This is a genomic window from Bradyrhizobium sp. USDA 4353 (assembly GCF_054063215.1).
This window is the reverse complement of sequence record NZ_JBSSGB010000001.1, coordinates 1,663,180-1,686,175: the sequence shown is the minus strand read 5'-3', so window position 1 is coordinate 1,686,175 and position 22,996 is coordinate 1,663,180. Positions and strand designations below refer to the sequence as shown.

The 22,996-nt window shown below is 64.4% G+C and carries 20 protein-coding genes and 2 pseudogenes; 9 read left to right on the top strand and 13 right to left on the bottom strand.

Annotated elements, in window-relative coordinates:
• Positions 1-77 precede the first annotated feature (77 nt).
• The 6 genes and pseudogenes from ACVILH_RS07575 to ACVILH_RS07550 all read right to left on the bottom strand — a co-directional run bounded on the left by ACVILH_RS07575 (position 78) and on the right by ACVILH_RS07550 (position 3,805).
• Complete coding sequence (locus ACVILH_RS07575; RefSeq protein ID WP_456712333.1) at positions 78-944, bottom strand: 3'-5' exonuclease; 867 nt, start codon at positions 942-944, stop codon at positions 78-80.
• A 160-nt stretch (positions 945-1,104) separates the two neighbouring features.
• A pseudogene (locus tag ACVILH_RS07570) lies at positions 1,105-1,338 on the bottom strand (DNA-directed RNA polymerase subunit alpha C-terminal domain-containing protein); the annotation flags it as partial.
• Between the two features lie 93 nt (positions 1,339-1,431).
• A pseudogene (locus ACVILH_RS07565) lies at positions 1,432-1,773 on the bottom strand (DNA-directed RNA polymerase subunit alpha C-terminal domain-containing protein); the annotation flags it as partial.
• 386 nt (positions 1,774-2,159) lie between these two features.
• The gene (locus tag ACVILH_RS07560) at positions 2,160-2,894 is read right to left on the bottom strand and encodes an SOS response-associated peptidase (protein WP_456712332.1); all 735 of its coding nucleotides are present in this window, start codon (positions 2,892-2,894) and stop codon (positions 2,160-2,162) included.
• 39 nt (positions 2,895-2,933) lie between these two features.
• On the bottom strand, positions 2,934-3,392 hold the full coding sequence (locus tag ACVILH_RS07555) for a hypothetical protein (RefSeq protein ID WP_456712331.1): 459 nt from the start codon (positions 3,390-3,392) through the stop codon (positions 2,934-2,936).
• A gap of 8 nt (positions 3,393-3,400) precedes the next feature.
• Positions 3,401-3,805: a hypothetical protein gene (locus ACVILH_RS07550; protein ID WP_456716897.1), complete on the bottom strand. Its 405-nt coding sequence runs from the start codon at positions 3,803-3,805 to the stop codon at positions 3,401-3,403.
• Between the two features lie 129 nt (positions 3,806-3,934).
• Between ACVILH_RS07550 and ACVILH_RS07545 the strand changes: the two genes are divergently transcribed.
• The 4 genes from ACVILH_RS07545 (at position 3,935) to ACVILH_RS07530 (ending at position 6,779) form a co-directional block, all read left to right on the top strand.
• The gene (locus ACVILH_RS07545) at positions 3,935-4,501 is read left to right on the top strand and encodes a hypothetical protein (RefSeq protein ID WP_456712330.1); all 567 of its coding nucleotides are present in this window, start codon (positions 3,935-3,937) and stop codon (positions 4,499-4,501) included.
• Positions 4,502-4,505: 4 nt separating this feature from the next.
• Positions 4,506-4,868, top strand: a complete 363-nt coding sequence (locus tag ACVILH_RS07540) for a hypothetical protein (RefSeq protein ID WP_456712329.1) — start codon at positions 4,506-4,508, stop codon at positions 4,866-4,868.
• Positions 4,869-4,936: 68 nt separating this feature from the next.
• Positions 4,937-5,995, top strand: coding sequence for a hypothetical protein (locus ACVILH_RS07535; protein ID WP_456712328.1), 1,059 nt, complete (start codon positions 4,937-4,939; stop codon positions 5,993-5,995).
• On the top strand, positions 5,988-6,779 hold the full coding sequence (locus ACVILH_RS07530; protein ID WP_456712327.1) for an ATP-binding protein: 792 nt from the start codon (positions 5,988-5,990) through the stop codon (positions 6,777-6,779). Before ACVILH_RS07535 ends, ACVILH_RS07530 begins: the two co-directional genes overlap by 8 nt.
• A 23-nt stretch (positions 6,780-6,802) precedes the next feature.
• Here the strand turns inward: ACVILH_RS07530 and ACVILH_RS07525 are convergent, their stop codons facing one another.
• The 7 genes from ACVILH_RS07525 to ACVILH_RS07495 form a co-directional block, all read right to left on the bottom strand.
• Positions 6,803-7,510: a hypothetical protein gene (locus tag ACVILH_RS07525; RefSeq protein ID WP_456712326.1), complete on the bottom strand. Its 708-nt coding sequence runs from the start codon at positions 7,508-7,510 to the stop codon at positions 6,803-6,805.
• Between the two features lie 260 nt (positions 7,511-7,770).
• Positions 7,771-10,548 carry a phospholipase D-like domain-containing anti-phage protein gene (locus ACVILH_RS07520; protein WP_456712325.1) on the bottom strand — a complete coding sequence of 926 codons (2,778 nt, stop codon included), beginning with the start codon at positions 10,546-10,548 and terminating at the stop codon, positions 7,771-7,773.
• 6 nt (positions 10,549-10,554) lie between these two features.
• Positions 10,555-13,500, bottom strand: coding sequence for an anti-phage-associated DUF1156 domain-containing protein (locus tag ACVILH_RS07515; protein WP_456712324.1), 2,946 nt, complete (start codon positions 13,498-13,500; stop codon positions 10,555-10,557).
• Between the two features lie 11 nt (positions 13,501-13,511).
• The gene (locus tag ACVILH_RS07510) at positions 13,512-14,093 is read right to left on the bottom strand and encodes an anti-phage-associated DUF3780 domain-containing protein (protein WP_456712323.1); all 582 of its coding nucleotides are present in this window, start codon (positions 14,091-14,093) and stop codon (positions 13,512-13,514) included.
• The gene (locus ACVILH_RS07505; RefSeq protein WP_456712322.1) at positions 14,090-17,233 is read right to left on the bottom strand and encodes an anti-phage-associated DUF499 domain-containing protein; all 3,144 of its coding nucleotides are present in this window, start codon (positions 17,231-17,233) and stop codon (positions 14,090-14,092) included. The genes ACVILH_RS07510 and ACVILH_RS07505 overlap by 4 nt, the downstream gene beginning before the upstream one ends.
• Before the next feature lie 17 nt (positions 17,234-17,250).
• Complete coding sequence (locus tag ACVILH_RS07500; protein ID WP_456712321.1) at positions 17,251-17,607, bottom strand: hypothetical protein; 357 nt, start codon at positions 17,605-17,607, stop codon at positions 17,251-17,253.
• 152 nt (positions 17,608-17,759) lie between these two features.
• Positions 17,760-18,113: a hypothetical protein gene (locus ACVILH_RS07495; RefSeq protein ID WP_456712320.1), complete on the bottom strand. Its 354-nt coding sequence runs from the start codon at positions 18,111-18,113 to the stop codon at positions 17,760-17,762.
• A 134-nt stretch (positions 18,114-18,247) separates the two neighbouring features.
• On the opposite strand from ACVILH_RS07495, the gene ACVILH_RS07490 reads away from it, so the two are divergent.
• From ACVILH_RS07490 to ACVILH_RS07470, 5 genes are all read left to right on the top strand, one after another.
• Positions 18,248-18,862, top strand: coding sequence for a hypothetical protein (locus ACVILH_RS07490; RefSeq protein ID WP_456712319.1), 615 nt, complete (start codon positions 18,248-18,250; stop codon positions 18,860-18,862).
• A 96-nt stretch (positions 18,863-18,958) separates the two neighbouring features.
• Positions 18,959-19,510 (top strand): hypothetical protein, encoded by a 552-nt coding sequence (locus ACVILH_RS07485; protein ID WP_456712318.1) that lies wholly within the window; start codon positions 18,959-18,961, stop codon positions 19,508-19,510.
• 18 nt (positions 19,511-19,528) lie between these two features.
• Positions 19,529-20,506 carry a hypothetical protein gene (locus tag ACVILH_RS07480; RefSeq protein WP_456712317.1) on the top strand — a complete coding sequence of 326 codons (978 nt, stop codon included), beginning with the start codon at positions 19,529-19,531 and terminating at the stop codon, positions 20,504-20,506.
• A 154-nt stretch (positions 20,507-20,660) separates the two neighbouring features.
• Positions 20,661-20,855: a hypothetical protein gene (locus ACVILH_RS07475; RefSeq protein WP_456712316.1), complete on the top strand. Its 195-nt coding sequence runs from the start codon at positions 20,661-20,663 to the stop codon at positions 20,853-20,855.
• A gap of 63 nt (positions 20,856-20,918) precedes the next feature.
• On the top strand, positions 20,919-22,919 hold the full coding sequence (locus ACVILH_RS07470) for an AAA family ATPase (RefSeq protein ID WP_456712315.1): 2,001 nt from the start codon (positions 20,919-20,921) through the stop codon (positions 22,917-22,919).
• The last annotated feature ends 77 nt before the right edge of the window (positions 22,920-22,996 follow it).

Below are 22,996 nucleotides of genomic sequence, written 5' to 3'. Positions count from 1 at the left end.
GGGTGCCCGAACAGTCCTCAGCGTTGGCGGCACGAATGCTCCAGTCCGGTCTGATCCCAGATTAGGACGCCGTCGTCTCAGACCCGCCCCGAGAAGCGCTCGAAGGCGGTCAGGCGCTGCAGCCGGGGCTCTATGTCCCGAAGATAGACTTCCGACCTGAGGAAGCTGATCTCCGCCTCGAGCGCGCCCTCGTCGACGTCGATGTACCAGGACTTTGGCCGCCCGTCGGTGCCGTCTGACCAGCGGTAGCCGCGTTTCTTAAGGGCGTCCTTGAGCTCGAAGGGGGACTGCTGCGCCCAGACGCGGGTCGTAGCTTTCCGTGCCGTCTGCAGCAGGGCGGCCAGCGCCGGCGCGCCGGTCGTCGGGAGGACGAAGTTCAGGACCTCGAGCAGTGCGTGGCAGTCGTCGACGGCCCGGTGGGCCTGGTGGAAGAAGCCGGCGCCGTTCAGCAGGTAGCCCAGCTGCGCGCCGGCGAAGCCGTGCAAGCGCCAGTCAACCTCGGTCGCGCTGCAGCCCCAGGCCATCCGCTCGAAGACCGGCCAGTAGCGCTCGGCGAACCGGCGGTCGAAGGCGGCGTTGTGGGCGATGACGATGACCGCGCCGGCGACGAACGCCGAAACCGCTTCGGGATCGATCCGATGCCCCGTGACCATCTCGTCGGTAATGCCGGTGAGTGCCGTCACCTCGGGCGAGATGGGGGCGGACGGCTCGTTAAAGGCGGAGAAGACGTCCCTGACGCGGAGGATCCGCCCGTCGCGGGTGTAGTCGAACGAGACCATCCCGAGCTCGATGATCTCGTCCCGGGAGTGGTCGAGGCCGGTGGTCTCGGTGTCCAGAAGGATGCCAGTTCGTGTCTCCTGACCGACGGCGGCAGGGGTCGGGGACCTGGGGACCAACCGGCGCAACACCCGGTAGTCTGGCGAGAGCGCGAGGGTCTCGGCCATGGCAGCCAGGTCGACTGGGTCGGGGAAGGGGTCGCGGGAGGGACGAGGCGCGGCGCTCATGGGGCACGCACCATACCGAAGTCAATGGCCACGAGGTATCACGGATTCAGACGATTCACGGTCAATTGGAGGAGGTTCGCTCCGCCGGCTGGCGTTTGGGCTATTCCGCGGACAAGGGGCCGGAGGGCCATCGCGACAGATCCGTCCCGAGATGCAGACCCATCTGCGCGAGGATGTCCCTGACTTCGTTGACCGACTTGCGTCCGAAATTCGGCGTCGCGATCAGGTCGGCCTCGGTCCTTTGCACCAGCTGGCCGACATAGACGATCTCGCTGTTCTTCAGGCAGTTCGAGGATCGCACCGTCAGATCGAGTTCGTCGACGAGCGTCAGAAACTGAGCCGCCTCGATCGCCCGAGCGTCGAGGTCGGCCGGCGGCCATCCCGACGGCGCCTGACCAAGCGAGAGGCCCATCCCGGAGAGAAGCTCCTTGATCTCGACCAGAGCCTTGCGGGTGAGGCCGGGCGTCCACATCAGCTCGCGCTCGCTGCGCCGGACCAGATCGCCCAGATAGCGGATGCCGGCATCCTTCAAGAAATTGTAGGCGAGAACGGACAGGTCCAGCTGGTCGATGTCACGAAAGAGACGGATCGTCGGCGGAAGGCCGGCCGGGGTCGGAAGAGGAGCGGGCGGCGGTGGATCGGGCTCTGGCGGGCTCCACCCGAATTCGTAAGCGCTGGATCGCGGATACCTGATCGCTAGGTCGCGCTCGGATTCGGCCAACAGGCTCTCGACCGCCTCCAACGCGAGCCCGAACCTGCAGCCGACCATTTCCCGTGCTTTCTGCCGGTGCCCCTCCTTGTCGTACATCCTGAGCACCTGGTGCCGGCGAAGAATACGGCGTGCATCGTGTTCGATCCGTCCGCCCTCCGAGACCTTTACGAAGTAGAGCAGGCGCCAGTCGCCGATGCTGCCGTACTTCGTCCTCCGGAGCCGCTTCTCCTGGGCGCCGATGTTGACCGTCGTGCCGATCTTCAGGACGCGATGCTCGAGGGATCCGGCGATGTAGACATAGCCGGGTGCGTAGTGCCGATTGCGGAAGGTGTCTGACCAATTCATCGGTGTTGCTCAGGCTGCCGACGATAGCACGCGCCGACGACCGCTGCGTCCCGATCGGCTCAACGTGCGGCGAAGCGCCTTCGGTCGCGTCCCGCCCCCTAGGCGGTCGGGGATGCGTCCTGCCTTTCACCCGTAGCCACGACCCGCAGCGCCCCGTCCGGGAGCGGCCGCTGCAGCGCCTTGGCCTCGTCCCAGGACGCGCGCAGCCAGACGTCGTATTCCTCTGCCGTAGTCAGGATCACCGGCATGGCCTTCGGGTGAACCCGCCCCACCTCGGCGTTCGGCTCGCAGGTCAGGAAGCCATAGACGTCGATCGTGACCTCGCCCTCTTTGGCCTTGCGGACTGACGTCCAAGTCGTCCAGAGGCCGGCGAATGCGACCAGCGGCCGGCTCTCGTCGAAGGCGAACCAGACCGGCACCTTCTTGCCATTGATGGTGTCGTACTCGGAGAACGACGTGAACGGCACTAGGCAGCGGTGGTCCGGACCGAGCCAGCGCTTCCAGTGCGCGCTGCCGACGTTGCGGATGTTGGTCGTCCCGCTGTCCGGCTCTAGGCGCAGCAGCTCCTTGAAGTCGACGGTCTTCCCCTTGGCCTCCAGTTTCTCGGCCCGCTTCTTGGTTGCGTCCATGAGCGCCTTGGCCGACGAGGGCATGCCCCACCTGGCCATCGCGAGCTCAGGGCCGGCTGCCGAGTTGCGGACAATGGGGGCCGGGTAGTCGGGGAAGATTCCCGGGAGCGCCGGCAAGTTGCCTGTGCGGTCGTTCCCAGGCTGCACGCCGAACAGACGCCGGATGGCATCGGCGTTCTTGGTCATCGAGTAGAGGTTGCACATCGCCGGATTCCCGCTCGGATTAGCATAAGCCTGATTATGCTAATCCAGATTATGCTGTGGAGCCGCTTGGCGGGGGCGCTGCGCCAGTTGCAGCAGCGTCGCCCGTGGCCGGCGATTGGCCGCCGCGCACCGGCTGCAGCGGAGCCGGCCGGCTAGGTCGTGGACGAAGGTGGTGGGCGGATGGCGCAGCGCGGCCAGATCGACGTCCCGCCGCGCCTTACAGCGGGAGCACTCGATCTCCAGCCAGGGGTAGCCGCCGTTGATGACCTGATCGATCGCTGGCGAGGGGTCGACCGGGCCGCCGTTGGCCCACATCCGCTCGTTCCAGCTTTCGCACAGCAGCCTGTCAGCTTTCCGGATCAGCGCCTCGCCTTCGGCCCGCGCTTCGGCGGCCTGCTCGGCGAGGATGGTCGTCATGGCCCGGGCCCGGCCGAGCTCCTTCTGCAGCGCCTTGCGGTCGCCTCCGCTGAGGGGCGTCGGGTGACGTTTGGGCGCCATCTGCCGGCTCAGCCGAGTGACGGCCAGCAGCCGTCCTCTTCGTAGCGGCCAGTTCGCTGGGTGCAGGTGTCGTCCAGGAGGCGCTGCGCGACCGTCTTCCAGGGCGTATCCTGGCCATAAAGGCGCTGGGCGTCGGTCTTCTGGATCTCGACGGTCCGCCCGCAGCGCCGGCAGCCGACCCGCAGCACGTGCTCGCGCGTCTGGCCGAGCCGCAGAGAGCGCCTGGGGACGCCCGGAGTCGCTTGGCCGCGGTCGGCCTCGGCGGCGTCCAGCAGCGCCCGCCAGTATTCCTCGGGCAAAGTGTCACCCGGAGCCAGGCCGCGCGCTGGAGGGGCGTCCCTGCCGACGGTAGCGGCCATCTTCTCCATTTGGGCTCGGGTCGGCATGCGCCATGAGGCAGGGCGGTCGGTCATGCCGGAATAGAACATATCAAGAACATTAGAGTCGAGTCGGAGACCGGGGATAACGGGCCTTATTTTCAGGGCGTCCCTTGCGGAGCGGAGCCACCTTGGCTATCTCACATATCACACGTGAGGACAGAAATGATTCTGAACATGGCCCAGCTGGGCGACGGCGAAATCCTATCCGGAGCGACGACCGGGCGAATGGTCTTGGCGGACCTTCTCAAGGCGACGGCCAGCGAGCCGTCGGAGGTCACGCCCGTCCTGCTGAACTTCGAGTGGGTCAAGGTCGCGACCTCCAGCTTCCTGCGCGAAAGCGTGCTGGCGTTCCGCGACGCCATCCGCGGTCGCCGTTCCAACTATTACCCGGTGGTCGCCAACGTGAACGCCGACGTCCGCGAAGAGCTCGAGGACCTCCTCAGCCGCCGGGGCGGCGTCCTGATGTCCTGTGTCGCGGAGGGCGATGAGGTCGTGGCCGCTGCCCCGATCGGAGAATTGGACCCGAAGCAGCAGCTGACGTTCGACCTGGTGCAGAAGCGCCGCGAGACCGACGCCGGCGAGTTGATGCGCGATTTCGCGGCCACCGATCCGGTCAAGAGTCCAACGGCTTGGAATAACCGCTTGGCGAGCTTAGCTATGCTCGGTTTGGTTGCGGAGATCAGCCAAGGCCGATCGAAGCGCTACAAGCCTATTTTCGAAGGGGTTTGATTTCATGGGTGCGGATTTTCTGCAGAAAGCGGCTCCGCAGTTCGAGAAGTGTTGGGACAGGGGGCGGCTCGATCTCGTCACTCAGGACCTGTTTACCCGCCTGCCGACGACGAAATCGCGGGCCTTCGAGGCGGTCCTGCTCGGGGGCGCCCCGGTAAAGAAGGGCGACAGGATCACGATCGACAAGGTCGGACGCGGGCTCCTGGTGTCGCGCGGGCACACGGAGCTCGCTCTCAGCGAGGACCCGCCCGCCGCGGTGGTGGCGGCGATCGAGGCGAACTGCGGCGTAGCGCAAGGCATCGTGGACGAGGTCCATGAGATGGCCAGGGTCGTGGAGATCTCCGTATGCATCGCCCGGCCCCAGTAGACGCGCGCAAGACCGACCGTTTCGAAATTCCAGAGCGCAGGCTCCGGCACGACCGGAATCTCCATCAGATGTCCATGGGGTGCGCCGGATGCGCCGAAAGGCCGCTCTGCGGCGGCCTCTCCATCGAGGCCGCCGTCTGGAGTTGTCTCAGCTTCTGCTGTGGCGAGCCCGACAAATGCGACAGGGTTTGCCGAACCAATCCCGACTATGCCTCCCGCGTCCACGAGGTCGGCGGCTTCAAGCTCGAACTTCCGCAGGCCCCGCTTCTCTCCGCTCCCGCGCTGCCTCTCGTGGTGCCCGAGATCTTCCACGGATCGAAGCGCACGCGCCATTTCGCGCCGGAGGTAGCGAGCGTCTCCCTCTACGGCATGTTCGATCGCAAGGAGGGGCTGCCGAAATACCGCACGCGCGCCGAACTCGGCGACAACTTCAAGATCGCGGCCGATACGCGCCTCCTGCTCACCGCGATCCAGCGCGACCGCCCCCTCGAACGCTGGTGGGAGCTCGGCAAGGATCGGAGGCGGACGATCATCAAGGCCTCCGGAGACTTGGGCATCGTCATGGCGACCACGCCCAACTACAGCCTGTTCGTCGACAGGCCGCGCTGGGACGACCTTCACGCGATCAAGCGCATCGCCATCGCGCACGGCGAATTCCTCGAGGCCGGGATGCCGGCCGCGCTGCACGTCAACGGCAGGACCGACCAGGATTTCGAACGCTGGGCGGAGTTCATCCTCGCACATCCGGAGGTGACACATCTCAGCTTCGAATTCACGACCGGGACGGGCCGCCCCACGCGACGCCGGCAGCATGCGGCTTGGCTGTGCGGGGTAGCGAAGACCGTCGGACGGCCGCTGCACCTTCTTGTCCGGGGCGGCAGCGATCTTCTGCCGGAACTGTGCGCGGCGTTCGCCGGCGTCACGTTCCTGGAGACAACCACCTTCCTCAAGACGATGATGAGGTATCATGCCGTAAGGGGCGCGACCGTGAATTGGTGGCCTTATCCGACCACGGCCAAGCAACAGCTGGACGACCTGTTCGAGACCAACTGGGAGATCTCGCGCGACGCCATCACCAAGGCGATGCGGCGCGATCTGCCCCCGGCGCCGGCGGTCGCAGTTGCCTGAAAACGAAAGCCTGACATTCTCCGCGCTCGACGGGCTCGCCTTCGCCGCCGCACGGGGGCGACTCGGTGTTGCCCCGCCACTCGTTGCTGGCGAACTCGGGCCGTTGATCGAGATGGTCCAGCTGGCCCGCACGGGGCTCTTGCCCTCGCCGGTCTCGGCGCCGTGGCTTAGCCTGAACGGGGCCGAGGCGATCCTGCGCGCAGCGACCACCGGCTCCGAGGGATGGGCATCGCCCTACGGCAGCCCCTCCGGGTTTCTGCGATGCGACCTGCTACAGACGGCCCCGAATAGGTGGACCGCCTTCAAACTGGAGGCCCACAAGGCGGCGCTCGCGGCCGGGTTCCCCTCGCAGGCAGTCAGCCGTCTCACGGGCGCCATGGGCGAGATCGTCGACAACGTAATCGAGCACTCCCAAGCGGCGTCGACCGGATTCGTCGTCTTCAGTTCGCGCGCCGGCGTGTTCGAGTTCGTCGTCGCCGACGACGGCGTGGGAGCGCTGGCAAGTCTTCGGTCCAACCCGGAGTATGCTCATCTGGCAGATGAGGGCGACGCCTTGCAGTGTGCCCTAACAGACGGCGAGTCGAGGTTCGGGAAGGCCGCGCAGCGCGGCACCGGGTTCAGCACGCTTTTCAAGAGCCTCGCGAACATGAACTCATCGCTCCGTTTCCGGTCCGGGGATCATGCTCTCGGCATTCAGGGCAGATCGCCAACGTTGGTGAGCGCTCACGTCGCCAGGAAGACTAGGATGCCCGGGTTTCTGGCTTCAGTGCACTGTGTCGTCTGAGCCAGAATACGTCGTCGAGCGCGCTAAGCAGCGACCGGCAATCGGATCTCCGGGAGATCGATCGTGACGATCCAGCCGGAGCAAGCCGATTCGATGCTACCAGAAGGCACCATGATCACGCCGTCGTAGAAGGTCGTCAAAATGCCAAATCTCCGCCGTGCGGCGTCGAAGCCGGCAGCATAAAATATCGTGCCGTTTCCCAGGTTCGCGGAGAATCGATCGCCAGCAACGGTCCTGTCGGTTTTCCTGATCAAGTTGCAGTATCCGTGGAGAATGGGTGTTACTTCGACTTTGGGGTGATCGCCAAGAAGCTGTCGCCAGTGATGGAAGACCAGGCCGATGCCGATATATCGCATGAGGTCGCCGATCTTATCGCGATCGAAGGGGATCAAAGCGGCTTCGTGGGTGACACCATCGCAACTTACAAGTACCTGCTTTGACCCCAGACTGAGATCGCGTCGCAATCGCTCATTCCGGTCAAGCCGCCTCAACGCACATTCGATATGTTCATTCATGCGCGAAGAGGAGGGATGACAGGCCAGAGGCATCGCCACGGTGGCGTAGGTCTCCAGAGCGCTCTTCTTGCCGTTGCAATCGCGGCAAGAAGGCACCTGCGGCAACCCATGACGTTCATTCGCCAAAAAGAACATCTTAGCGAAAACATGGTCGGGCTCCGCTGACGCGCCGCCGCAGTAAACGCAGGTCCGATTTCGATATCGCTTGCTAGCCATGGACGGAGACTCCTTTTCAACAGCAGCGGTCTCGCTGCAGTCATGGTGCCTCAGCATCCGCTCCACGGCGCAATCGTCAATCCCGTCGGATGAGGACGACGTACGTATATAGCGGCAGGATTCGCGACTAAGCCCCGTGTTTAAAGGATTCTCGAGAAGGAGTATGAGTACGTTTTTTGTTCAAATAATTATTCGAGATAGCACACTCAGATATGGAAACGTTACATGCAACGTCGTTGAACTCGAACCTCTGACCCCGATCAAACCGCTGCTTCCCGCTCGCCCCATCCGCGCGATAGTCGCTGCTTCACGTCGTGCCTAGCGAGCACCTTCTCGCAGAGCTCCCATCGGTCTCCCTTCGGGGTCACGTCGCCGGCGTAGCGGAGGTCGAAGGCATTGGCCCGGGTCCGGCGCTCCGTGTACTCCTTCAGGCGAGCATCGAGCTTCTCCTCGTCCTCGATCCAGTCGTCATCGATTACGTCCGGCAAGGTGCCGAAGATATCGAATCGATTTCGCATTCGCTCGGAGAGCTTGGCGTAAACCTTCTCGTCCACGGTCTGCTGCGCGATCCCATGGTAGAGCAGGTTGAGCATATCGACGCGGTCGCGGCGCTGACCAAAGCGCTTGATACGGCCGATGCGCTGCTCCAAGCGGCTGGGATTCCATGGCAGGTCGATGTTGATCAGGGTGCCCAGCGTCTGAAGGTTCAGGCCCTCGCAGGCCGCATCGGTGGCGACCACCAGGCGGATAGTGCGCTCCTTCACCGCCCGCTTGATCTGCTCGCGCTCGACGCTCTTCCACTCACCGCTGATGAAGATGCCGGACTTGCCGGCACCGGCGTAGACCGCGATCGGCTCGCCCGGGATCCTCAGCGTGAGCGCCTCGCCCACCCATTTGGCGGTGTCGAAATACTGGCTGAAGATGATGCATCCCTTCGGCAGCCAGGGATCCGGACGCTCCAGAAGAAAGTAGAGGACAGCGTCAAGCTTGGGATCGGTCGGATGCGGCGACAGGACGTCGATGATCGTCTGAAGCTGCCGGACCTCTTCGCCCACGAAGTCGAGGTTCTCATCGCCGAGCTCAAGTTGCATCTCCTCGTCGTCGAGAACGCGCCCGGAGAGCAGCTTCGCGGCGGTGGCCAAGCCGCTGGCGTAGCTGGAGCACAAACGCTGCAGCATCAGGCTCCGCATGAAGCCGGCCGACTTTTTGCGCTTCTGCAGCGCCTTCGTGAACTTTTCCGCGGCGGCGTACGCCGCGTCGAAGGCGCTCGACGTCCGCAACCCCAACCCGTCAAACATGGGCGGCATGTGGGCGCCCGGCAATGGGTGAATGTCGACCGGGATCCGGGGGATCAGGTTGAGCTCCTCGAGCGTCGAGCGTTTGCGCAGCACGACGTGCCTGACAACGGGATTGTTGCGCTGGAAGAATCCGAGCGAACCGCGGGGCGTCAGGACGTCGTCGACGAACTGGTCGCGGCAGAACTGGTCGTCGATCTCGCTGAACGGGGTGGAAGAGACGAAGCGGTTCTTGGCGAGAGCCACGGCGTCCCGCATCAGCCCGAAGATGACCTCGCTCTCGGCTGCTGCGGGGAGCGGATTCCGGAACAGCGTCCAGGCTTCGCGCTCGTCGGTGACCTGCTGCTTGCCGCTGATGATCGGCACGCTCTTTTCGGCCGACCGCCACTCGCTCCAGGCGTCGCCGAGCACGTGCTCCGCCCCCACGCCGAGGACCTTGAGGAGATCCCAGAGGTCCTCCACGTCGGTCTGGATGGGAGTGGCGGTGCCGAGCAGCACGTGTCGCGCCCGCTTGGCGACCTCGTGCATGAAAGACAGCAGGTTGTTGGGCGCCCGCTCGTCCGTGTCCATGTCGTCCTTGCCGCGCGCCCGGTGGGCCTCGTCCAGGATGACCATTCCGAAGGACTTCGACATCAGCAGACGGCGTTCTTCCGTGTTGTGGAAGATCAGGCCGGTCGAGACTAGGGCGATCTGGCGGGGACACTTCGTCACGCCCTCCGGACCAATCGAGGGCATCGGGATCTCGTCCGGATCCAGGCGCCAGGCCTTTTCCGTCGAAAGCCAGACCGCCGACGGGATGTTCAGCCTGTCCTTGAGCTCAATCTGCCACTGCGTCGTGAGGGTGGCCGGGCACAGGATCAGCACCGGCCCGTCGCCTAGGAGGGCCGATACCAGGGCCGCGCCGGCGAGCGACAGCGTCTTGCCGACTCCGACCTCGTCGGCGAGCAACAGCCTGACGTCGCCGTAGGTCGCCCGGTGTTCGAGGAACAGGCCGACGAAGGCCCTCTGCCACGGCATCAACTCTTCGCCCTTGCGGTAGATGTCGGCCTCCACAAGGGCGGCTGGGGCGACTTCTTCGGGCTTCAATTCCTCGAGCTGGACCTCGACACGCTTGGCGCTGCGGCCGATCTCCTCGACGATCGCATCCGGAAGCGGCTTGCCGCGCTCCCAGAGGGCCTCGAACTCCTCCTCCACCCATGCCACGCCGTCGGCGGAGGTGTCCTCCCAGACCATTTCGTAATTGCTGGTCCAGCCCTCCCGCGTCTCGTTGAGGCTCCCCATGAAAGCCGACGCAGCGCTGTCCGGACGGCGGATGACGCCGGCCTTGCCGTGCACGAACGGGGCGTCCCGCCTGGAGACTACCCTGATCTCGACGTTACCCCGGGTCAGGATGTCGTAGAGGCGCTTGTACCTAGGGCGACGGAAGAAGCTTTCGACGGCGTCATCGACCTCGTTCCACTTCTCCTTGAGCAGTTGCTCCCGGGCCCTCTGGGCGGCGTCGATGTCGAGTTGATCGAGGTCGGAATTGCAGACGATCCGCACCTTGCCGATTGTCTCGACCTCCTCGTTGATCAGGTCGAAGATGGACGAGCGGAAGTACCCGGCGATCCGGAGGTATTCAGACGCACCCTTGAGTTTATCTTTGAGGTAGACGTGCGAAAGCCGGTGGGTCCGGGATGAGAAGCGCTGCAGGTTGCCGCCTCCGACGAGACCGGTGGTGCGGCCTGGCGCCTGCATTTCCATCGTTCTCTACCCCAGGCGTTCGTTTCGGATCAGGCCGTGGAGGATACGCGCTGCACGCGATTCTGTCTCGTCCACCTTTTCGCGTTTGCGGGCAATGTACTCGGCGATGGATGCCAGGTCATCCCGCTTGGAGTGGTAGGAAGGAACCATGTCGCGCAAGTGCGAGAGGACTTCATCGCCCTCAACCTCGTTTTCAAGCTCATAGATAGCGTAGAGAGCGGCCCTCGTCGCCGAAGGGCCGAATTCTGACGTTTCGAACCCGGTTTTCTTAAATTCCTTCGCGCTCTTCAGACGTGCCTTGTTAGGCTGGAGGTTGCCCATCAGCCCCGTATAGTCCGGGACCCGGAAAGCCTTCGCGAAGTTCTGATAGTTGTCGAGCTTACGAAGTGACGTCGTTTCGATATCCATCATCTTGAAATAGAATCGCTCGGCACCCGTGAGAGTTTCCCACAGATGCGGCTGCATATGCTCTGGGACCATATGCTCATTTGCGACCTGGACGGCAAAATCGATGATCTCGCCGACAAGATTTACATCACCGCTTCGACGCGCTCTTAGCGCCTCTTTCGTCATGTCGACGCCGTCGATCTTGGCGTAGCTGGTCAGAACACGGAGCGCAGCGGCGTATCCCGCCATCTGGAGATCAGCATCCTCGAAAAGGTTCTCGATTCGGCCATGACCGCGAAGAGTCTGATTGAGTCCGACCATCGTATCGATTTGCTGAGCCACCTCGGCCCTGACTTCCTGGACGATCTCATCCTTGTAGCCAGACGCATCAGAGCGGCGCTTCCGCAGCACCAGGATAACCGTTCCTTGAACGTAACCGCCCTTCTTCAGTTCTGAGCTCGTTTCCGTCGCAATGTACCAAGCAGCCATAACCTGCAGGCCGGCCCCCCAGAAGATCTGAGCCATGTCGGCCCAAACGGAAGCAGACTGATGAGTGAACATCAAAATCTGCAAACCATTCTCAGGCATGTGCTTCGCCATGGCGTCATAGGATTGCACCATGCTTCGCCGAAACTCCTCGCCTTCACCCTTGATGGCGAGCGGACGACGCGAATCCCAGGTCCATCGGTTGAACGGTGCCGGCGGGCGCTTGCGCAGCCAAGCTATGAAGAACTCAGTGATCTCATGATATGCTACCGCGTCTGCATATGGCGGATCAGTAACGAAGATGTCCGACCCGACATGGAAGCTTTCCGCTGAATCGCAGGAAACAGTCGTCTGCCCATAAATCCGAGACCGAGGAGGCTCGTCAAAGGCAGACGACGAGACATATGCCCACGATCGCGTGCCATAGTTAAAGATCGTATTTAGAGCTTGGTTGTAAAACGTGCTTTGGCAGGTCGGGTCGCGCTTTGAAGCTGCATTCCGCGGATCCCAGCGACACAGTTTTGACAAGCGATCAACGACGTCACAGATATTGATGCAGAGCGGCGGAGCACCTGCGGCATGCTGTTGCGCAAGTGCTCCGTAAAGTAGTCCCCTCGCGTTAAAGAGATGATGCCAGTAGGTCCACCCGCGTTCACGCATCAAACGGGATGTCTCATCACCCGGCTCAATCAGAAGATCAGGAACTAATCCTCGCTCTTGCCACGCGGCGAGATTTTTTCGAACAATTTGCTCGACCTTCTCTTCGCGCCTCATGTCGTCGTCCGTCGGGGCCGCGAAGAAAGTCGCCTGGCGGCCATGACCCAAAGTTTCCTTGGTGATCCATTGAATACAGTAGAGGCGCTCTTGGAAGATATCACCGGGTTGAGGGCGGAAGTCTTGCTTCTCCCAGCGCCTTAGATCTGTAACGGTCTCCCCGTCCGAGCCGCGCCGATCACCTCGAATTGTCTTGATTGGCGTCACGTAGACCTCGCCGTCGAGCGAGTAGGTGAGCCGCCCGTCCTGAACCGTCCCCTTTGCAGCGGCCTCAAGCTCATCATCGGAGACATCAGATCTGATCTGAATATTGAATCGCTGTTTGGCACGATCCGGAACGAGAACGGCGATCGTCTTCCTATTTGTAGAGACAACCCAAGAGGGACTGACAGGTACACTCCAACCAGTGTGTGGACATCGAACCTCCGTACAGTAGAGGAACGCCTTGGCTCTGTTGCCATCGGCGTCATGTTCGATGCCCAGCCGAGTAACCTCTGCGTCGACCTTGCCCAGCACCGACTGCCGGAGTTTCGCAATAGCGTCGCGCTCTGCCGGAGCGGCGCCAATCACATTCAAGGCGCCCCAAGTTAACATGCAGGCGATTGGATTCAGGTCCGCCGCGTTCGTGTCGCAGCCCAGGCGCGCCGCCTCGAAGGGGATTGATCCACCTCCCGAAAATGTGTCGCTTATAATCGGGCGGCGGCCGAAACGCATAATCCCAAGCTCTTCGACGAGCTCGTGGAGTGTGGTTGCGGTGGTGCCTAGATGATTATTGACTCTAGCCAAGTATGGACCGGTCAACAGATCTTCTTGAACCTCTTCCGGGCGTAACAACTTTTCGAGGCGCTCTTGGTAAGGCATGCGAGCAATCACGCCGGCCATCAGGCGCGATCGGTCGACCTTGGGCAACTTTTTGATCTGCTTGTTGTCATCGGGGTCGAGCAATGCAGCGCACTGTGCTGGCGTTCCGTATTTCTGTACCTCCTGTGCACTCAGAGCCGTGCGGGAACGTATGTCGATCTGATCGTCACCCATTCCGACAAGCAGTTCGAAGATGGCAAGGTCCTTCTCATCGTCACCCGTGGCGGGCAGCAAGGCGGCCAAGATGCAGGCGCGAACCAGAAAGAGCGGTTTTCGACCCTTCCAGTAAGAGCCCAAGGCAGTCAGTGTTTGCCCGGCCCCAGCCTTGCGTTCCTTCTGAGTCTCGACGGAAATCTTTTGAGCCGGCCATACGCGTTCAATTAGAGACGGGGTATCCCTCAACGAAAAAGGTACTACGGCAGACTTCGGGCTGGCAGCATCCATGGCGACACTCTTCACTTGGCGCGCTCGAACAAAGGAAGCGTCGGACGCTCCTCGGGGCGGCGCGGATTCTTGGCTCGAATGGATCCGACCTCTTCGCCGGTCGGGTTCTCTGTCATTGCGACGCGGATCGCCTTGCGCCAGCCGATGTCGACGTCGTCAGAAGTCCCTGTGACGGACGCGGCCATGGCGAACAGCCACCACCGCTCCTCCGGCTTGAGCCCGGTCCAGTTGCGAATCGCGTTAGGAATGGCTTCTTTCGGGGCGGCCTCGACGGCCCACAGAAGGACGCACAGTTCACGCCCGAGCAGGCGCTCGACCTGGTTCTTGCCGCTTTTCCAGCGGCTCGTGGTCAGCTTCTTCTCCTTCAGGCGCTCGTTGAGCACGCGCTCGAGCTCCTTGCGGATGGCGTTCCAATGGTCTTGAGGTAGCTTGCAGCGCACCACGGCGTCCGGCAGCCCGCCGGTGCCGCCAGCGAGACCGAAGTGCTCGGTGACCACCACAGGGTTCGCGCGCGCAGCCGGGATCTCCACCACGAAGTGGTGCGGATCGATGTCGTTGGGTACGCCGAAGCCCGTGGTCTTGCGATCGCTCACTGCTGTTCAACCTCGTTTGGCTGCACGTTCCATCCGACTGCCGCGATGAACTCTTCCATCTCGCGCCCGGTAGCGAACTCGACTTCCGAGAAACCGACCTCGACCTCAGCCAAGTCGTTGGTGAGCGCAGTGCGACCGGCGGTCAGAAAGCCCTCCAGGATCTCCGCCGAGAGCTCCGTCTTGGGCCCGAAGCGGGTCGTGGCGTTGACGTCACCCTGGCCGACCGTGGCCGAAAGGCTGCCTCGAACCTTACCATGGGCGACTTTCAGGGCGTTGATCACGACGAAGACGTCCTTTGTCGAGGCGATCTTCTGGCGCTTTTTGAGCACCACCGGTCGGTCCGGGTCGATCCGGATCTTACCGCCCGTCACGGGCCGAATGGTGAACGTCTTCGTGGTCTCCACGCCCGCGTCTTCCGCGTAGGCGTAGATCTTCACTTCGTCGTCGCCGTCGATCGGGATTGGGCCTGTGTAGGGCTTGCCTTCGCGCGGATTGGTGCCGTCGGTGTTCCAGCGGATCTTGCCCCGCGGCTTCACGGTCAACGTCACGCTGCGCTTGCCCATGACCTCTTTCGGCTCATAGGTCAGCGTCAGAGTGTTGGTCCACTTCACTGGCTCGCCGGCTTCGTGTTTGCCATCCGGGTCCACGGCGACAAACCAGAGTACGGTCTCGTCCCGCTCCATGATCAGGTCGGGAACGAGGGGCGACTTGCTGGAGACATCGGCAGTCTGTGCCCAATGGATTTCGCCACTCGGCCCAGCATCGGTCGCCGTGAGCTCGATGGTCGCCGTGCCCGTCTTGTCGTCGTAGTTTCGGGTCAGGACCTTGACTGACGTTTTGGCCGCGGGGAATGGACCCTTTTCGATGTAGCCGTCACCGTTGTCGCGCCACTGCCCGTTCGCGAGCGCTGCACGCTTGACTTCGTCGAGCCCGCGGAGCGGCAACCACGGCCAGCGCACGTTGCAGATCGCACGCTCCTCGACGTCCTTCCAGCGCGTCTTTCTTTCAGTCGTGCCCCAAAGCTGGTCTTCGGCCCTGGTGCGGAGGCTGGACAGCGTCTGCTCGGCCGTGAGGTCCAGAAGGAGCTTGGAGGCGCCCGTGGCACTCAACGCCTCCTCGACGGCGGCTTCACCGTCGATCGTGGTTGGGCCGCCGCCTTGGCTTCGACGTTCGACGAGCTTGAGCGCAGCATACGTCAACCCGTCCACGCCGCCCTTGGGCAGCCTGGCAGGATAATAGACGCGGTTGAACAGGTTGATCAGCGCAGAGTTGAACTCGAACTCAGCGTTTTCGGCCTCCTCCTCGAGCTCGGCCAGGTTGGGCGATCGCTCGCCGCCGTCTTCCTGCATGACCTTCGCGGTCGCCCAGATGCGGCGCACCTTGTCTTCCAGCTTGGCGAGATCGGTCCCGTCGCCGGTCACAACGCAGAAGTTGTTCTTCTCGGCGACCGCATTAAACAGACGTTCGGCCTCTTCCGGCGGGACGCGCTTGTCAGGACTGAGGACGAGCAGGATGCGCTCGCCGCTAGTCTTGATGTCCTCGATCTTCGGAAGCGACAGTACCGTCGAATAGGCGTTCCGGCGTTTCGGCTCGAATACCATCGTGAGCCGTCGCTCCATCTCGCCGTCGATTTTCGGCTGCGGGGCGGTGACCGCATACTTCTCGATTTTCTTCTTGAGGTTCTCGTTCTTCGAGAAGTACCAGGCGTCGTTCTCCTTGCGGTGCAGGTACCAGCACTCGACCCGCAGCTTCTCGAATGCCTCGTCGAATTCGATCGGGGACCGGTGGGGCGCCACAAGGTTCTGGACGACTTCGGCCTTGGCGAGACCCTTGACCGCGTCGTTGGCTTCCGAGAGCGAAGCCATCAGGACGAGACGCGCGACTTGGCTGGCCGAGTCGTTGTCCATCTGGTCGTCAATGGTCTGGGCGTGCGCCTTTTCGGCGCCGGTGCCCGCGATATCGTGCGCGATCGCCCCGGAGAGATCGTAGACGTTGGTGATCGCGTCGCGCACATCTGGATTGGCCAGGTCGATGTGCTGGCAGCCGACCAGGAACACGTCGTTCATGGGGCGTGCGAGGGCGGACTTAACCATGAGGGCGGCCATCGTCATCAAGCCGCGGGTCTGGCGGAAGCGCTCGTTTTCCTTGAACAGCGCCAGGATGTGCTTGAACGACGGATGGAAAGGATAGCTGGCGGCGATCTCGTCCGCGATCTGGGTCGCGGACTTGGCGACCGCCTTGGACTTCACAGCGTCGGAGATCGCATCGGAGAAGGCTGTCGCTACGGCATCGACCACCTTGGCGTTCGGCTGCGAGCTCAGAAGGCGCGTCCGGAGGATGCTGTAGATCTCGTCCGATCCGAGCTCGACTGGGGTGATGCCCTTGGCTTGGCGGCCGGTCTCGTTCTGCAGGTCTCGCGTCGCCTTCGCGACCATGGCGGTGATCTCCTTCGTCGCGCCCTCATAGGCGCCGGACAGGTTCGAGATCACGATGCATAGGCGCGGCAGCTTGAGCGCTGCAGACAGGAGGTTCGAGACAGCGTAGGTGGTGACGTCGGCGAGGGTGCCGGCACCAACCGACTGAGTGATCGCGTTGCGGAAATAGGGCGGGAGCTCGTCGAGCAGGATCAAGGTCGGCTCGTCGCCGATGAGCTCGACCCAATCTTTTTCGTTGGGGGCAATGGGCGCGCCCTTGTAGAAGGGCAGGAACTGCTCGGCCTTGCCGAGTTGCTCTGCGATGTCGCCCCACAGATGCCTCTCCCGGGAGATCGATCGCCCCGAGATGGCTACCACCTTGGCGGCCGCGAGCAGCTTGATACCCTTTGTGATCTCTCCATCGACCAGCGAAAACAGCGAGGGGTTCGCAGCCAGATAGCCGAGCGCCAGCATGGAGTGCGTCTTACCGCCGCCCATCGCTTGCTTCAGCTCGAAGACCGCTTGAGATGAGCTACCGGCGAGCCGCTGCAGTCCCTGCCGCAGCAGCGTCTTCATGCCTCCCGTGACGTAGGTCTTTTCGAAGAACCCCTTCGCGGCCTTGGCATCGTGGCCGATGAGGTCGTCGAGATTCTCGATCTGGTCGCTCAGCGCGTAGTCGATCGCCTTCGGATCGAATTTGCACGCGTCCTTGACTGTCTGAAGCATGTAACCCCGCCCGCCCCTTATTTCTTTCCGTCCGGATGCCGCTCGAGCCACTCCTTGGCGGCTTCCTCCAGCAGCGATGACGCCGTTCTGTCGCGCAGCGCGGCGGCGGCCTTGATCCGGCGAATGACCTCCGGATCCATGTTCGTCAGGAACTGCTTTTTTTCGCCGTCCGGGGGCTTTCTTCCCCGGCGAGGCGCCTTCCGATCCGCCATAACCCTGCCCGCGCGTTGTGCGTTTGCCTGAATCGTCGCATTGGTTGAGCGGCGCGGCAAGCGCTCCGAACGGATGAGCGGCCGGTTTTCCCGTCGTTCGGTGGCGGCTCTTCGCGGGCAAGCTCCGATATCTCCCTGAAATAACGTTGAGTTCTCGAGCACCTAAAGGGCCCTATAGACCTATCTGAGATAGCTACATGCTGTCTAACGGGCCTATAGACTGTAGTTAATGCAGCGAAAGGATTGCAGCCGGAGCGCGAAGAGGGGGAGGAGGGAGAAGCGATGTCTGACCAACGCCGTCGGCGCCGGCCCGGTTACGCCTTTTTGATCTCCAGCGCCCGCTTCACGGCATCCTCGATGACGCGCCACGCTGCACGATCCTGCGCGGCGGCTATTTCCTGCACTTGATCGAGAAGCTTTGCCTCGATGTAGATGAGGGTAGAGATCCGTCCGTCCCGCCTGGGCGATTTCTTCCTTTGCTTCTTTTTCGCCGCTGGCATCCCGTCCGCGTCCTCGAATCGGCGAGATTCTAGCAGGCGAAACGCGGTCGATGGAGACAATGTCGGGGTGGATGTTAAGTCACCATAGACGACTCTGCGGTAGCGAACGACCGCTACTAACTCGATATCGAGTTGGTAGTTAATGCCGAAAACACTTGACTTTTCCACCGTTTTATGATCTAAGTCGCGCCGTCCCCACCACTGTCATCCGGCCAGTCCGCCCCGCACGCGCACACCTGCGCGGCCCATTCGCACGTGCGCGAGCGGGCCCGTAGGCGTGCGGCCAATTCCAGTGAGTACCCATGAAGAAAGCCGTCTCCGCCGCGCTCTTCTGCAGCTTCAAGACCTCCCGGGCGATCCCATGCGCCCGGCCCCACCGCCGAGATTTCATGATCCAGTCCACTCTGGACCCCGGCGTCAGGCACATCGAGTATCACCCGATCGCCGTGATCGACGACCACGCGGTCGCCTCCGAGACCCTCGTCCTCGCCCGGGACGACGGCCGGTACGCCATCGACTTCGTCGATGCGCGCCCGCCGGAGGATCTCCATGGCCAGGGGCTGCTGCAGATCGGCTTCGAGCAGGGATGCTCCGGAATCATGGAGGTCACCCGCTCCGATATCGGCCGCGAGCCGCGCCTGTCGGCGGCCCGGCAGGTCTGGCGTTTCAACGCGGTCACCATCACCGCCGGAGACCGCGCACAGGTCCTCGACGCCCTGGACCAGGAGGGGCCGCTGCCGCTGCGTGCCCTTCGGGGTCTCACCGCGACCAGACGCGACGTCACCGAGGTGATCTACGCATTGGCCACCGAGGGCAGCTTGTCGATCGACCTCTCCGCCGGCCTCGACGGCCGGACCATCGTGCGCGCCGGCGTCTCCTACGCCCCCGCCGGCCTCTGCCTGCGCTACGGCACCTAAGCTCCCCCTCCCCCGCTCTTCACGACCCGCGACCTCGCGTCGGCGGCTGCACCGCGGCCGGCGATCGCCCCCTCACGTCCATTTTCAGGAGGTCTCATGACCAAGGATTCAACGGCGGACTGGCGCGACGAGCTCTGGGCGAGGCACGCGGCGCTGTTCGCCCCCGCTGCGCCATTCGCGACCGGCATGGGCACGCTGCCGCCAGGTTGGAGGGAAACGGTCGAAACCCTTTGCAACAGGCTTGCGGACGCAGCCGCCGGCGAGCCCGGAGGCGAGATCAAGATCACCCGGCTGGAGACCGTCAACGCTGCGCTGGAGATAGATTTTCAGGCGATCTCGCCAAGGGAGGCGTTCGCCGTGGAGGTCGATGGGATCGCCGCGCGCAGTTCCGCCCGGACCGCCTGCACCTGCCAGGTCTGCGGCAGGGCGGGTCGGCGCTACCACGCCGGCTTCCTGAAGCTCGCGGTCTGTCCGATCCACACGCCCCGCGCTGCCCAAGCGATCGAGCCGAACTGGCCGACGGTCCGCATCCGCCGCGACTTCGTCGAGGGGCGCTCGCAGATCGTGCGCTGCGAGGTCTACGACCGCACGCTCGACAGCTTCGTGGAGACCTCCGCAGCGGCCCTCGGCCTCAAGGATTTCCCCTGACAGGGGCCACGCGACCGCATGCACCTTCCGCCGGACCCGGACCAGAGCGAGGCCAATTTGTCGAATCCTTCGATCGCCACGACCACCATCGTCCACCGGCCGTTCGGCGGGATGGACGGCTACCGCATCGTCTCCGACCGCGCGAGCCGCGCCGTCGTCCACGGCTTCCCGCTGAGCGACCTGGCCGCCGTCGCCGCAGCCGGGCTGCTCCGGGGCGGGTGCGCGTACATCCTGACCGGAGGCGGGCTGGCCTACATCGGCGAGAGCGGCCGTCCCATGCGCCGGCTCGGCGAGCACGCGGCGGACCCGAGCAAAGGATTCGCCACCGAGGCTTTCGTGGTCGCGGGCTGCGACGGAGCAGCCTTCGACAAGGCCTTGGGCCTGGATTTCCAATTCCGGCTGACCCGCGACGCGATCGAGGCGGGCGCGGTATCAGTAGCGAAGGGGGCAAACCCGATTCAGCCGGACCTGCCGGCTGCCGACCGGTCGACGCATGACCGGATCTACGCCGACGCCCTTAGGCTGCTACACGACGCGGGATGCGCCGTCTTCACGCGGGTGCGCTGTCTGGCCCACGATGCCGGCCAGTCGCCCCCACCGGCCGAGGCGCCCCCCGCCGACGGCGCCGACTCGGCCGACAGCGGTCCGATGGCGATCGGGGTGTCCGCGATGCCGGTTGAGGGCGAATCCTTCGAACTCAGCTACTGCGGACTCTGGGCTCGCGGCTATCGGTCGGGTGGCCGGTTCGTCGTCGCGGCTGGCTCCGAGGTGAGGACTGCCACCAACCAGAGCGTCGACGCCACCACGCGGAGGCGGCGCGAGGAGCTGTTCCGTGCCGGCGTCTTGGGCGAGATCCCGGGGGTCTCCGATCGGCGCCGGCTGACGGTCGCCGTGGCGTTCGCGACCGAGTCGATCGCTGCCAAGACCGTCTGCGGCGCTCACTCGGCGCCGCAATGGACCGCTCTACCGGCACGCGCGGTCGTGCTCGCGGCATAGGCCCACCGTCCCATCCATCGCCGCGCGCCTCCGGCTGGAGCGCCGGCGCGATCATCTCGCACCGCCCGCGCGGACATCCGCTGCGGGACGCCGTGCGCATGCCGCCCGCCGGGCGGACACCCCCTTTCCCACAATCCAGACCAGGAGGACCAGGATGGCGAAATTCATGTGCTGCGCGTGCGGCGGCACCGGCCAGGTCGATTACGACCCGGACAGGCACGAATGCCCGCGCTGCGGGTCGCCCGACGTGGTCTTCGCGATGGCTGCCGAGGAGCTCCCGGACCTCCTAGAGGCTCTCGGCGACGCCATCGCTCGCTGCGCGGACAGCGACGACGGCGAGAGCGCCTGACGCACCATGGCAGCCGCCGCGCCTGCGGCGCCCGACCCCCAACACTCCAGAGCGAGGTCCTACGTGAACAAGCGAGAAGAAGTCGGCACGCGCTCGCGCAAGATCGGAAAGCGGTCGGCCTTTGCCGATCTGCGCGGGACAATGCAGGTTGAGGCCGCCGACGACACGTCGTCGGCGGACGAAACGCCGGCGCAGGCGAGGCGGCCGAGCGCGACCGAGGCCCTCGCCCGGACGGCTTTCGAGGCGGCCGTGGACGCGCGGCTGCGCCGCCGCCTGATGCACGGCCAGGCCCTGGCCGTGACGGTGGTGGTGGCATCGGCCGAGTGGGTCTCGCCGATCGCGACTTACGTCCGGAATTCGTTCGGCACCCGGTGGCGACTTCATGCGCTAACCGCTCCCCTTCGCCGGCTCTTCTTGAGCGACACCGTCAAGGAGATCTCCGAGGACCTGTCCGAGGGGCGGTGCGTGATGTGCATCGCCGCTGACGAATCCTTCATTCCAGAGAACTTGGCGCGAGCCGCCGATATTGCCATCCGGCTTCCGGCGCCGACGACGGAGACCGTGCGGCGGGCGATCAGGCTGTTCACGAAGAGGCCCTCTCGAGACATCGCAGAGGAGGCCGTGGCGGGCCTGGGTTTCCACGATCTCGTCGCAGCGCTCCGCCCCGGCACCGGTCCCCGGACGGTCGCACGGCGGCTCGAAACGGCGGCGGCGGCCTCGCACGCCAGCGCCGATGCTCGGGTGCCCGACTTGGCGACGGCCGTCGAATACGGGGCGGCCCGCGTCTGGGGCCTAAATCTCGCGCGGGACATCGCGGAGTTTCGCGCGGGCCGGATCGCGTGGCGCGACGTCGACCGCGGCATTTGCCTGCATTCGCCCCCCGGCATGGGCAAGACGTTGTTCGCGCAGGTCCTCGCGCAACACTGCGGTGTGCCGCTGGTGACCACCAGCGTCGGTGCGTGGTTCGCTGACAGCTCGGGCGATCTGGGGGCGGTTGTCAAGCAGGCGAGGGCGGCGTTCGCGCAAGCTCGCACGCTGGCCGCGCCCGTTGCGATCCTGTTCATCGACGAGATCGACGCGCTGCCAAGCCGGGCGACCATGACCGATCGCGCGCGCGAGTGGTGGACCACCGTCGTGACCGACGTCCTGACGATGCTGGATTCGGCCATCAGTGGTCGGGACGGCATCGTGGTCGTTGGCGCTACCAACGCGATCGATCAGGTCGACTCGGCACTCCTGCGGCCGGGCCGCCTCGAGAGGCGGGTCGAGATCACCCCGCCGGACGCCGACGGCGCGCTGTCCATCCTCCGCTTCCACCTCGCCGGCGACATTCAGGACGATCTGTCGGCGCTTGGGCCGGTGCTGGCGGGATCCACGGGCGCCGAGATCATGGCGCTGGTCCGCGCCGCGCGCCGTGCCGCCAGGCATGCCGGGCGTCCGCTGAGCGTCGCCGATCTCGAGCGGGTCTTGATCCCGCGCGAGGAGCATCCGGCGGCAAAACTCTTCCGGATGGCGGTCCATGAGGCGGCCCATGCGGTCGTTGCGATGGCGCTGGACCTGGGCGTCGTCGAGCAGGTCGTGTTGCGTGGCGAAGGGGATTCGGGCGGCCGGATGACCGTGCGCTATCACGACGACGATCTCGTCGTCCGATCCACGATCGAGGACCGCATCACCGCGGCGCTGGCGGGCAGGGCGGCAGAGCAGGCGTTCGCCGGCGCGATGTCGGTCGGCTCGGGCGGCGCGCCGGACAGCGACATCGGCTACGCGACGGCCCTGGCCGCCAGCCTCCACGCCTCCTTCGCGCTGCGCGGCGCGCCGCTCTTCATCGGCTCGACGTCCGAGGACCTGAGGCATGCCCTCGCTTTCGATCCCGACCTACGGACCCGCGTGGAGGCCGATCTCCGCCGGCTCCAGGCCCGCGCGGCCCGGCGGGTCGCTGCCCACGGCGCGGCGATCCTGGCCGTGGCCAAGGCGCTCGCAGAGAAGCGCCGGCTATCGGGGGCGGAGGTCGAGGAGATCGTCCGCGCGCATCCCGGCCAAGCCCGCCGGCGCCAGCGGCCTTGACGGGTCCCGGGCCGGATCGACGGACGAATCCTTGAGATCGATACTCGGACATCGAGTCCTTGAAATCCGTGCCGGCG